The sequence below is a fragment of the Streptomyces nogalater genome (assembly GCF_039532885.1).
Classification (GTDB): domain Bacteria; phylum Actinomycetota; class Actinomycetes; order Streptomycetales; family Streptomycetaceae; genus Streptomyces; species Streptomyces nogalater.
Window position 1 is genome coordinate 345,839 of the sequence record NZ_BAAASM010000006.1, and the last position, 11,825, is coordinate 357,663.

An 11,825-nucleotide genomic window follows, 5' to 3' on the forward strand; every position below is an offset into this window, starting at 1 on the left:
AGTGGAGCCTAGGGGAGTCGAACCCCTGACATCCGCCATGCAAAGACGGCGCTCTACCAACTGAGCTAAGGCCCCGGGAAGGCGGCGGACCACCGGAGGGATCAGGATCCGGCGGGTGCCGCAGACCAGAGTACCGGGTCACCCCCCGTATCCCGCAAAAAGATTGGGGGTCCCCGCGGATGACCACTCTCCGTAAGATGCTCGACGTGGTTCGCTACAGCGAACCGCGGTTTTCAGGGGAAGCGATGGGGAGACGCAATGGACGCCGCACAGCAGGAAGCCACCGCCAGAGCGCGGGAGCTGCAGCGGAACTGGTACGGAGAGCCGCTGGGGGCGCTCTTCCGTAAGCTCATCGACGATCTCGGGCTGAACCAGGCACGGCTCGCGGCGGTCCTCGGCCTGTCCGCCCCGATGCTCTCCCAGCTGATGAGCGGCCAGCGCGCCAAGATCGGCAACCCCGCCGTCGTCCAGCGTGTCCAGCTGCTCCAGGAGTTGGCCTCCCAGGTCGCCGACGGCAGCGTCAGCGCCGCCGAGGCGACCGACCGCATGGAGGAGATCAAGAAGTCCCAGGGAGGCTCCGTGCTCAGCAACACCACCCAGACCACCAGCAGCTCCGGCGCGCCCACGGTCAAGCGCGTGGTCCGGGAGATCCAGTCGCTGCTGCGCTCGGTGGCCGCCGCCGGCGACATCATCGACGCCGCCGACGCCCTCGCACCGAGCCACCCCGAACTCGCCGAGTTCCTCCGCGTCTACGGCGCCGGCCGCACCGCCGACGCCGTCGCGCACTACCAGTCCCACCAGAGCTGACCCGCCCCCCGGTGCACCGGGGGGCGGACCGGCCGGGGCACGGGGCAGGGGATCACCGGCGGGAGCGCACAGGGCCAGGAGGAGGAGCGGCGGCTGCATGGGTGAGGTCTTCGCCGGCCGGTACGAGCTGGCCGACCCGATCGGACGCGGTGGCGTGGGCGCCGTATGGCGGGCCTGGGACCACCGCCGGCGGCGTTACGTGGCCGCCAAGGTCCTCCAGCAGCGCGACGCCCACTCCCTGCTCCGCTTCGTCCGGGAACAGGGACTGCGCATCGACCATCCGCACGTCGTCGCCCCGGCCAGCTGGGCCGCCGACGACGACAAGGTGCTGTTCACCATGGACCTGGTCACCGGCGGCTCCCTGGTCCACCTGGTCAACGACTACGGCCCCCTCCCGCCCGCCTTCGTGTGCACGCTGCTCGACCAGTTGCTGTCCGGGCTCGCCGCCGTCCACGCCGAGAACGTCGTCCACCGGGACATCAAGCCCGCCAACGTGCTCCTCGAAGCCACCGGCACCGGCCGCCCCCGGCTCAGGCTGTCCGACTTCGGCATCGCCATGCGGCTCGGCGAACCCCGCCTGACGGAGACCAACCTCGTGGTGGGCACGCCCGGTTATCTCGCCCCCGAGCAACTGCTGGGCGCCGAACCCGACTTCCCGGCCGACCTGTTCGCCGTGGGACTGGTCGCCCTCTATCTCCTGGAAGGCGCCAAGCCGGACGCCAAGGAGCTCGTGCGGTACTTCGTGGAGCACGGCACGCCCGGCCCGCCCAAGGGCATCCCGGAACCGCTCTGGCAGGTCGTCGCCTCGCTGCTCCAGCCCGATCCCGAGGACCGTTTCCGTACGGCCACGGGGGCGCGCAAGGCCCTCGCCGCCGCCGCGGAACTCCTGCCGGAGCCCGGCATCGACGACGAACTCATCGAGATCTTCGACCAACTCGGCCCCCTGCCCCCCGGTTTCGGTCCCGACGGCCCGCTACAGCCGTCCCCCGGCGTGGCCGTGGAACCGGCCCCGGGCAGCTCCTCGGCCCCGGCCCCCGGGAAAGCCCCGCGAGAGAGCCCGCATACCGGTACCGGCACAGGGGCGGGAACGGGACCGGTTGTGCGTACGGACGCCGGTGCCGATACGGATCCCAGCGCGGCCGACTCCCCCACCGGCTCCCTCTCGGACACCGGCAGCTTCCGTCTCCCCCCACCCCAGCAGCCGCCGACCCCGGCCCCTCGCCCCCTCCCGCCGGCGCCCCCACCCCCGGTCCCGGTGCCGGACCCCCTGCCGGCCCCGCCCGTCGACACCACCACCGCCGCCTACACCGCCCGCGCCCCGCACCCGGCGCCCTCCGCGCCACCCCTCCCGGCCCCGTCACCCGCGCCCGCGCCCGGCCGGCGTCACCGGGGACGGCGCGCGCTCCGGCGTCCGGGCCCGCCGGCGAAGGCCGTGATCCCCATCCTGCTGCTGGCACTCGTCTGTTACGCGGTGGGCTTCTGGGCGCTGACCCGGCTCTGACCCGGCACCGGGCCCGCCGTCACCCGCACGCAGGCCGCGTCACCGGCACCCGGCCCTCCGTCACCGGGTCCGCGCGTACGTCCGCCGGGCCGCCACCGTCCAGCCGCCGAGGATCAGCAGCAGCGCGGTCCCCGAGCCGATCCCCCCGACGGCGACCAGCCGCATCACCCCGCCACCGGCACCGTCCCCGTCCCCCTGCCCCCCGGCGGCCCCGGCGACCGCGTCCCCCAGGCCCCCGGTCAGCGCGGCGGCACGGTCCGCGTCGCTGATCGTGAAGACGTCCTCGGGCACGGGGCCGCCGTCGTACGCGGGGCCCGCATGCGCCCGCCCGTCCACCCGCACCCGCAGGGTCACCTCGTACGGCCCCCGCCCGAACGGCCCGGCCAGCCGGGTGCTGAGGTGCACGACGAGGTAGTAGTCACCGGCGAACCGTACGGAGGTCACCCCGGCCGGGACGGCGTACCGGTTGGCGTACTCCACCGGCGGCAGCGGGGCGAGGGCGGTGGGCTTGGCGGTGCCGGTGTAGCCGGCGGTGGCGTCGTCGACGGCGCCGCGGACGGGGTTGTGGAGGGAGAGGGTCAGGGCACCGCCGACATAGCCGTGGCCCTGGGCGCCGCCCAGCTCGGCGGAGGCGTGCAGCCGTCGGCCCCAGTCCACCGGGACCTTGTAGAACCGGGTCTCGCCGGGTGCGAGCGCCGTCCGCCACACGCCTTGGCCCAGGGGTGCCGCGGTCGCGAACCCGGTGCCGCCGGAGCGTTCACGGGGCCGGCCGGAGGGGGGCTCGGGACTGGCCGGGTCCCAGGCGGGCGGCGCGGTCGTGGAGCCGGCCCGGACCAGGCGCGGTTCCGTGACGGGCGCGATCTCCAGGTCCCACCGCCCGGCCCCGGCCGTCACGCCCGGATGCCCGGCGTCGAGACGCTCGACGAGCAGGTGGAAGGTGCCCCCGCCCTGGCACAGCGCCTTGCCGGTCTCGCGCTGCCCCAGGGCCGTGACCGGACGCGGGCTGATCCCGGCGCCGAAGCGCGCGGAGGCGTAGGAGCAGGAGGTGCCGTTCGCGTCGCGGAGCGAGACGCGGATGCCGTCGGTGGCGGAGACGGCGGCGTCGGGGGGCGGTACGGCGGTGACGGGGACGTACGCCGTCTCCGCGGCGGTGAGCCGGAGGCGGTAATAGAGCTTGGCGCCGCGGGGGAGGGAACTGCGGTAGGTGTGGCGGGGATCCAGCAGGACGGCACGTGCGGTGTCCGGCGCGCCCACGACGGTACGGGCGCCGGGCGTGAAGGCGTAGGCCCCTTCGGCCCGCGCGCCGGCCGCCGGACCGACGACGGCCCACAGTCCCAGCAGCAGCACCACCGCACACCGGGCGGCGCCCCCGCGCCCCCGCGCCGTACCCCCTCGGCCCCGCACGCGCCACACCCCCACTCGTCGGACCACCGCGCCGCGGGCTCCATCCTGCCCCGGCCGGCCCCGCGCCATCCGGGCAACGGGTACACCCGTCCGAAACGTCCGGCCCGCGCGGCATCGGGTCCCCCGGCTACCCCGGCCCGCGGGCCCGCGCAACCCGGGACGTCCCCGGACAACGCAGAACCCCGGCCGCTCGGGCGACCGGGGTCTGTACAGATGGGGTATCGGCTTCGGTAGGGGGACTCACGAACCCGTGGGCACGGAGTCAGTCGCCTCCGTCCACAGGTCCTGCTCGGCGCGATCCGCCTGGATCTGGCGGTACACGAGGAGCCCGCCGATGGCGGCCAGTGCGACCAGGAGCAGCTTCTTCACCGCGCGACCTCGTCTTTCCTTGACGTAGGGGACCTCTGGCGCCCGACTATACACACCGTCCGATATCGGTCGGTGACCTGCGTCGGCGCCCAACTCCCGTCCCCGGCGGCGCAGTAGCCCGGCCCGGGGCACCGTTCCGGCCGGAGCGTGACCACGCCCCCACGGACGGTGACTTTGCTCCCTTTTCCTCCGCGCTCATCGCCTTTTGGAGGGTTTTCTCCGCTCTTGCGGCCATCCGAGTGGTGTTCATCGGAACATCGATGCGCCACGGGCGTCGGTCCACCACATCGCAGCCCTCATACACATGATGAACAAAGTACGCAAATCGCCCAACCCGAAAGTGAGGGGATCATGGCCCGGACCAAGGTCATGAAGCTGTGGACCGCCATCGTCACCGCCTTCCTCGCGCTGTGCACGGCGCTCGGACTCGTCTCCGCCGGCACGGCCACCGCCACCGCCGCCCCGGCCGGACCCCGGACCGAGAGCGCCGACACCGGCACCGCGCACCGCACGCTCCCGACGATCCCGGCGGCACACCACTGGGCCTGGTCGCATGCCAGGGCCCTGCCCCCCACGATGAAGCAGCGGATCCGGGCCGAGGCCCACGGAAAGTCCCCCAGCTGCCGGCACCGGCCGCTGACCGAGACCCAGCAGAGCGAGACGGAACTCCAGCAGCAGACCCGGCCCCGGACACGGGCCGAAGAGCAGGCGCAGAGCCCCGACCACGCCCCGGCGGCGCTCGACTGCTGAGCCCCCGCCCCGCCCGCAGTACCGCAACGTCTCGACAACAAGGCGACTTGCGTACGCACCAGTCGACACGGAAGACCCCCGGCCGCCCCGGCCGGGGGTCTCGCGCTGTTCCGGGGCCGGTACCGCGCTGTTGCGGGGCCCGCCGGATGCCCGGACCCGCGGTACGCCATGCTGGCAGCGACAACAGGCTCCCGACCGCACCGAAAGGTGGTGAGCGCTGCCGTGAGCCGGCGCGTCACCGTAGTCACCGCTGTCCACGGCCCGTCCGCCCGTTTCCTGCCGGACGCGTACACGTCCCTGTGCGCGCAGCGGCTGCCCGCCGGCTGGGAGTGGGAGTGGGTCGTGCAGGAGGACGGGACGACGGACGAGGTCCGCCCCTACGTCCCGGACGACGCGCGGGTGTCCTTCCGCCAGGGCCGGCCGGGCGGCCCCGGCGTGGCCCGGACGATCGCGCTGTCCCGTGCCCGGGGCGCCTACGTCAAGGTGCTGGACGCCGACGACCGGCTCACCCCGGGCGCGCTCGCCCGCGACCTGGCCGTGCTGGAGGCGCATCCCGGCGTCGGCTGGACCACCTCCCGCGTGCTGGACCTGCTGCCCGACGGCACCACGGCCGGCTTCCCCGGCGACCCCGACGACGGCCCGCTGGAACGCGGCACCGTCCTCGGCCACTGGAAGCGCAACGACTACCGCCTGCCGGTCCATCCGGCGACCCTGTGCGTACGACGGGAACTGCTGCTCGCGCTGGGCGGCTGGATGGCGCTGCCGGCCTCCGAGGACACCGGGCTGCTGCTGGCGCTGGACGCGGTGAGCCGCGGCTGGTTCTCGGCGCAGGACGGGCTGCTGTACCGCAAGTGGGACGGGCAGGTCACGGGGCAGGCGGCCCATGTGGACCCCGCCGAGCGGGCGGCCCGTACAGCGGTCGCCGAGTCCCGGGCCCGCGCACTCGCCGCCCTGGGCTGGACCTTTCCACCGACGCCACCCACCCCTCCGGCGTCCGCCGGACGTCCCGCGCCCTGACCTCGTCGGCCTACTCCCCGGGGCCGCCGGTCCGCTGCCCTGCCGCGTCGGCCCGTTCGCTCAGCACGACGGCCTGCGAAGGGCACTTCTCCGCCGCCTCCAGGACGGCCTCCCGTATCCGCGGATCACCGACGGCCCGGACGCCACCGGGGCGCACCACGCCGTAGCCGTCCTCGAACGCGAACACGTCCGGTGCCCGGTGCGCGCACTCGGCCGAGCCGTAGCACAGGGCGCGGTCGACGGAGACCTCCATACGTCCTCCAGCCGTCGGCGGTGAACCTTCGCAACGTCACTGCCCACCCGGCCGCCCTCCCAACCGATTCCCGCCCGCCCGGCACCGGTCCCTCCCCTCGCGGGGACCGGTGCCGAACGGTGCGGGAACGTCGACCCACGCCATGTCGGCGCGGCGCGGGCCGAAGTACGGGGACGGTTTCCGGGGTGCTCGCGGGCTCATCCGGCGGGCGCGGCACAGGGTGGCCGAATTTTGACCGAGAACATTCGGCGCCATGGGCTGTCTATCCGAGCACCGGGCCGGTGGCCTGTCCGGACGGTGTGTGACGAGTCCGCTACCGGGTTCGGATCCTGCCATTTGTCATCGCCGACGAGGAGGCCCCGGACGCCGGTCCGCCCCTTAACCGCAGGTCAGACGTATAGGGTGAGTTTTCCGGTCCGGACGTCCGACACGCGGGGGAAGTGAGGGGTGGAACCTTGAGTTCCGACTCAGGGGCACGCACAGCCTTCGCCGAGCGGCTCGCGCTGCTCTACAAGGAGGCCGGAAATCCTCCCCTCAAAAGCGTCGCGCAGGCGGTCGTACGGCTCCAGCGGGTCGACGAGCGCGGCCGGCCCGTGCGGGTGTCCGCGCAGCGGATCAGCGACTGGCGGCGGGCCCGGAACGTACCGGCCCAGTTCGCCGCCCTCGCGGCGGTCCTCCACATCCTGATCCCGGAGGCCCGGCGGCTGCGGCCCACCCCCGTCTCGGCCGGCCTGTACGACCTCGCCCACTGGCAGCGGCTGTGGGAGCTGGCCGTGGCCGGTCCGGCCGGCGACCGGGCCGCGCCGCCCGCGGAGGAGAACCGGCGACCGCCGGCCCAGGCGCCGCCGGTGGCCGGCGGTGTGTGCCCGTACCGGGGGCTGGCCCCCTACCGGCGCCAGGACGCCCGGTGGTTCTTCGGCCGGGAGCGCAGCACGAAGGCCCTCGTCGCCCAGCTCCGCGCGGCCGAGCGGTCCGGCGGCCTGGTCATGCTGGTCGGCGCCTCGGGGGCGGGTAAGTCGTCCCTGCTCAACGCCGGCCTCGTCCCCGCGATCCGGGACGGCGCCCTGCACGACGGCGAGTCCCCCGCCCCCCAGGGCACACCGCCGCCCGACGAGCCCCGCGACCCCTTTGAGCCCTCCGGGTCTCCCCAGCCCTCCGGGTCCGCCCAGCCCTCAGGGCCCCCCGAGGCCGCGGAGCCCTCCGAGGCCGCGGAGCCCTCCGAGTCGTCGGGACCCTCCGACCCCATCCTCCAGCTCGTCCCCGGCGCCGATCCGCTGGGCGAGCTGGTCCGCCGGGTCCCCGAACTGGCCGCCGTCGCCGCCGAGGCCCGCCGGGCCGAGCGGGAGGCGGCACGCAACCCGGCGCTGCCGGGCAGCGACGCCCCCCACGTCACCCGGGCGGTGCGCGCGGCGGTGGCGGCCTGGGCGCGCCGGGCGTGCTCCCCGGGCACCCGGCCGGTGGTCATCGTGGACCAGTTCGAGGAGGCGTTCACCCTCTGCGCCGACGAGGCGGACCGGCGTACCTTCATCCAGTTCCTGCACGCCGCCTGCACCCCGCCGGCCGGCTCGGCGGAGCCCGCGCCCGTCCGGGTCGTCCTCGGCATACGGGCCGACTTCTACGAGCAGTGCCTCGGCTACCCGGACCTGGCCGACGCGCTCCAGCACCGGCACATGGTGCTCGGCCCGCTGACCAGCACCGAACTGCGCGAGGCGGTGACCGGGCCGGCCAAGGCGGTGGGCCTGGAGCTGGAGCCGGGGCTCACCGAGCTGATCGTGCGCGAGGTGAGCGCCGACGGCCCGCGCGGGGCGCACGACGCGGGCGTGCTCCCCTTGCTGTCGCATGCCCTGCTGGCCACCTGGCAGCGCCGCAAGGCCGGAAAGCTGACGCTGGCCGGCTACCGCGCGGCGGGCGGCATCCAGGGCGCGGTGGCGGCGACCGCCGAGCGTGCCTGGTCCGGCCTGGACCCGGCGGCCCGGACCGCCGCCCGGCTGCTGCTGCTGCGGCTGGTCCGGCTGGGCGAGGACACCCAGGCCACCCGGCGGCGCGGCACCCGGCGGCAGCTGGCCGAGGAGTCCGCGGACCCCGGCAAGACGGAGGAGTCGCTGGAGGCCCTGGTGCGGGCCCGGCTGGTGACGCTGGACGCGGACACCGTGGAGATCACCCACGAGGCGCTGCTGCACGCCTGGCCCCGGCTGCGGCACTGGATCGACGAGGGCCGGGGCGACCATCTGCTGCGCCAGCGGCTGGAGGAGGACGGCCGGGCCTGGGAGGACTCGGGCCGGGACAGCTCGCTGCTGTACCGGGGGTCGCGGCTGGAACAGGCCCGCAGCTGGGCCCGGTCGGCCGGGGACACCTATCTGACCCGCAGCGCGATGGAGTTCCTGGCCGCCTCGGTGCGGCTGCGCAAGCGGACGGTGTGGCTGAGCCGGGCCGCGGTGGCGGCGCTGGTGGTGCTGGCCGTGCTGGCCGCCGGGTCCGCCGTGATCGCCTGGAAGCAGCGCGACGACGCCGTGTTCGCGCAGGTGCTCGCCGAGGCCGACCGGGTCCAGCACAGCGACCCGTCGCTGGCCGCCCAGCTCGACCTGGTCGCGCACCAGCTGCGCCCCGGTGACGAGGGCACGTACAGCCGCCTGCTGTCGATCGTGAACGCGCCGCTGGCCACCCCGCTGTCCGGGCACACCGGCGCCGTCTACCTCACCTCCTTCAGCCGGGACGGCCGCACCCTGGCCACGGCCAGCTACGACCGCACCGTCCGGCTGTGGGACGTCACCGACCCGCACCGCCCGGCCTCGCTCGGCAGACCGCTGACCGGCCACGCCAGCTGGGTGAGCAGCGCCGTGTTCAGCCCGGACGGCCGCACCCTGGCCTCGGCCGGCGACGACGGCACGATCCGGCTGTGGAACGTCGCCGACCGCACGCGCCCCGAGCCGCTCGGCGCACCGCTCACCGGCCACCGGGGCACGATCTACCTGGTGGCGTTCAGCCCGGACGGCCGCACCCTGGCCTCGGCCGGGGAGGACCGCACGGTCCGGCTGTGGGACATGGCCGATCCGCGCCGGCCGAAGCCGCTCGGAACGCTGCGCGGACACACCGCCGCGGTGCGCTGCGTGACCTTCTCCCCGGACGGGCGCACCCTCGCCACCGGCGGCGACGACAACACGATCCGCCTGTGGAACGTGGCCGACCCGCACCGGCCCGAGCCGCTGCACACCCTGCGCGGGCACACGGACCTGGTGCACTCGGTGGCCTTCAGCCCCGACGGACGCACCCTGGCCAGCGGCAGCGCGGACGACACCATCCGGCTGTGGGACGTGCGCCTGCCCGGCCGCGCGACGGCGCTCGGCTCCCCGCTGACCGGCCACACCGGGCCGATCTGGTCGGTGGCGTTCAGCCCCGACGGGCACCGGCTGGCCGCCGCCAGCGCGGACAGCACGGCCAGCCTGTGGAACGTCGTCGACCCGGCGTCCCCGTCCCAGGTCGGCGAGCCGCTCTCGGGCAGCAGCGGGGAGATGTACGCCCTGGGGTTCCGCCCGGACGGCCGTACCCTCGCCACCGGCAGCGGGGACGGCAAGGTGCGGCTGTGGTCGGTCCCGACCTCGGACATGGTCGGCCGGAGCGGGGCGTTCCGGCCGGACGGCCGGGTGCTGGCCACCGCCGCCCGGGACGGCCGGCTGCGGCTGTGGAACGTGACGCGGCCCGGCCGGCCGGTCCTGCTGGGCAAGCCGTTCATGCGGGCCGACGGCGACCAGCGCTCCATGGTGTTCTCACCCGACGGCCGCGTCCTGGCCGTGCTCACCGGTGTCCGCACGGTGTACCTGTGGGACGTCTCCGACCCCGCCCACCCGGTCGCCGCGGGCCCGCCGCTGGCCCTGCGGACCCGCTTCATGGGACCGGACGCGCTGGCCTACAGCCCGGACGGGCACACCCTGGCCACCGCCTACGACGACCGCACCATCCAGCTGTGGGACGTCACCGACCCCGCGCGCGCCGTACCGCTCGGCAGACCGCTCACCGGCCACCGGGGCTATGTCAACGCGCTCGCCTTCAGCCCCGACGGTCACACCCTGGCCAGCGGCAGCGCGGACAGCGAGATCCGGCTGTGGAACGTCACCGCACCCGCCCACGCCGTCCCTCTGGGCTCCCCGCTGACCGAGCACTCGGGCCCCGTGAACGCGCTCGCCTACAGCGCCGACGGACACACCCTGGCCAGCGGCAGCGACGACGACACGGTCCGCCTGTGGAACGTCACCGACCCCGCGCACGCCGAGCCGCTCGGCAGGCCGCTCACCGGCCACACCGAGGCGGTGACGTCCGTGACCTTCAGCACCGTCGGCCACACCCTGGCCAGCGGCGGCAACGACAACACGGTCCGCCTGTGGAACATCGCCGACCCGGCCAGGGCGACCCCGATCGGCCAGTCCATGAGCCCCAACGCCAAGACGGGCCACTTCCTCTCCTTCAGCCCCAACAGCCACGTGCTCGGCGTCTCCAGCGGCACCGACACGGTCCGCCTGTGGAGCCTGGACGCGGACACGGCGATCCGCCATGTCTGCTCGGTCACCCGGGGCGTCCTGACGAAGCAGCGCTGGCAGGAGTACCTGCCCCGCCTCTCCTACGACCCCCCGTGCGGTCGATGATCGGCCAACCTGCCTGATTTCTCCCGGACTTGGCCCCAGACAACCGACAACCTTGTTACCCTTGGCCATAGCCCGATCGCTGGTGCATCCCCCGTCGCCAGCGGTCGGGCCTTTCCTTTCTCCGGCCACCATCCCCCCGGCACAGCAGAAGACCCCCGGCCCATTGGACCGGGGGTCTTCTCGCTGGTGGGGCTAACAGGATTTGAACCTGTGGCCTCATCCTTATCAGGGATGCGCTCTAACCAACTGAGCTATAGCCCCGCCGCGCTCTGCGGTGTGTGTCCCGCGCGCTGACTCCTGAAGATTAGCGCACGACACCGTCAGTCCCAAAATCGGTTGTCGGGGCCCGTCGGGGCACCGCCGGCCGGCGCGTTACTCGTCCTCCGCGAGGGTCAGCTCGATGCCGCCCACGAAGCCCGCGGAGAGGTTGTAGATGAACGCGCCGAGCGTCGCCAGCGCGGTCGCCAGGACCACGTCGATGACCGCGATGACCGAGGTGAACGTCAGGACGTGCGGGAGGGACAGGAACGCCTGGAGGTCGAAGCCGTTGGCCTCGTTGGAGCCGGTCGCCTCCGAGATCGTGCCGCCGACCGTCGAGAAGACACCCATCGCGTCCATCACCATCCACAGCACCGCCGAGGCGACGATCGTGCAGATGCCGAACGCGATGGAGAGCAGGAAGCTGACCTTCATCACCGACCACGGGTCGGCCTTGGCCACCCGCAGTCGCGCCTTGCGGGTGCGCGGCGCCGTCGGCCGCAGGCCCGTGCGCGGCCTGCGCACCGCGTCCTGCGCGGGATAGGCCTGCGGCGGGTGGTACGGACCGGCCGGCTGCTCCGGCTGCCGCTCGCCGGGCAGCGGCGACGCCGCCCCCGCCGCGGCCTGGCCTCGGGTGTCCGTCACCGTTGCCCCCTGGGATCCAGACGTACGGGAAGCGTCCGCCTCGGACGCCTTCACCGGCTTCAGGTTGGTCGTGTGCGGGTCGCTCGCACTTGCCGCACGCGCGGCGGAGCCACGGCCGCCGCCGTCCGTTTCCGTACCCGTGGAGGTACCGGCCGATCCGGCGCCCGTGGCTCCGCTCACGATG

General features: G+C 74.4%; 9 protein-coding genes and 2 tRNA genes. 5 read left to right on the top strand and 6 right to left on the bottom strand.

The window, feature by feature from the left end:
* Nucleotides 1-2 precede the first annotated feature (2 nt).
* Nucleotides 3-75 (bottom strand) — tRNA-Ala (locus tag ABD350_RS07290).
* A 183-nt stretch (nt 76-258) separates the two neighbouring features.
* On the opposite strand from ABD350_RS07290, the gene ABD350_RS07295 reads away from it, so the two are divergent.
* Nucleotides 259-807 carry a helix-turn-helix domain-containing protein gene (locus ABD350_RS07295; RefSeq protein ID WP_344346948.1) on the top strand — a complete coding sequence of 183 codons (549 nt, stop codon included), beginning with the start codon at nt 259-261 and terminating at the stop codon, nt 805-807.
* A 97-nt stretch (nt 808-904) separates the two neighbouring features.
* Nucleotides 905-2,308 (top strand): serine/threonine-protein kinase, encoded by a 1,404-nt coding sequence (locus ABD350_RS07300; protein WP_344346949.1) that lies wholly within the window; start codon nt 905-907, stop codon nt 2,306-2,308.
* 60 nt (nt 2,309-2,368) lie between these two features.
* Here ABD350_RS07300 and ABD350_RS07305 read toward each other — a convergent pair whose 3' ends face one another.
* Together ABD350_RS07305 and ABD350_RS07310 are read right to left on the bottom strand one after the other, a co-directional pair.
* Nucleotides 2,369-3,658 (bottom strand): hypothetical protein, encoded by a 1,290-nt coding sequence (locus ABD350_RS07305; RefSeq protein WP_344346950.1) that lies wholly within the window; start codon nt 3,656-3,658, stop codon nt 2,369-2,371.
* 294 nt (nt 3,659-3,952) lie between these two features.
* Nucleotides 3,953-4,081, bottom strand: a complete 129-nt coding sequence (locus ABD350_RS07310; RefSeq protein ID WP_003999697.1) for a DLW-39 family protein — start codon at nt 4,079-4,081, stop codon at nt 3,953-3,955.
* 351 nt (nt 4,082-4,432) lie between these two features.
* On the opposite strand from ABD350_RS07310, the gene ABD350_RS07315 reads away from it, so the two are divergent.
* Nucleotides 4,433-4,831: a DUF6344 domain-containing protein gene (locus ABD350_RS07315; protein WP_344346951.1), complete on the top strand. Its 399-nt coding sequence runs from the start codon at nt 4,433-4,435 to the stop codon at nt 4,829-4,831.
* Nucleotides 4,832-5,041: 210 nt separating this feature from the next.
* On the top strand, nt 5,042-5,848 hold the full coding sequence (locus tag ABD350_RS07320) for a glycosyltransferase family 2 protein (RefSeq protein WP_382466753.1): 807 nt from the start codon (nt 5,042-5,044) through the stop codon (nt 5,846-5,848).
* 10 nt (nt 5,849-5,858) lie between these two features.
* Here the strand turns inward: ABD350_RS07320 and ABD350_RS07325 are convergent, their stop codons facing one another.
* Nucleotides 5,859-6,101: a ferredoxin gene (locus ABD350_RS07325; protein ID WP_344346953.1), complete on the bottom strand. Its 243-nt coding sequence runs from the start codon at nt 6,099-6,101 to the stop codon at nt 5,859-5,861.
* Nucleotides 6,102-6,556: 455 nt separating this feature from the next.
* Between ABD350_RS07325 and ABD350_RS07330 the strand changes: the two genes are divergently transcribed.
* Nucleotides 6,557-10,738: an nSTAND1 domain-containing NTPase gene (locus ABD350_RS07330; protein WP_344346954.1), complete on the top strand. Its 4,182-nt coding sequence runs from the start codon at nt 6,557-6,559 to the stop codon at nt 10,736-10,738.
* Nucleotides 10,739-10,922: 184 nt separating this feature from the next.
* On the opposite strand, the gene ABD350_RS07335 is transcribed toward ABD350_RS07330, so the two are convergent.
* Both ABD350_RS07335 and ABD350_RS07340 read right to left on the bottom strand, forming a co-directional pair.
* A tRNA-Ile gene (locus tag ABD350_RS07335) sits at nt 10,923-10,999 on the bottom strand.
* A 111-nt stretch (nt 11,000-11,110) separates the two neighbouring features.
* The gene (locus ABD350_RS07340) at nt 11,111-11,821 is read right to left on the bottom strand and encodes a DUF3566 domain-containing protein (RefSeq protein WP_344346955.1); all 711 of its coding nucleotides are present in this window, start codon (nt 11,819-11,821) and stop codon (nt 11,111-11,113) included.
* Nucleotides 11,822-11,825 lie beyond the last annotated feature (4 nt).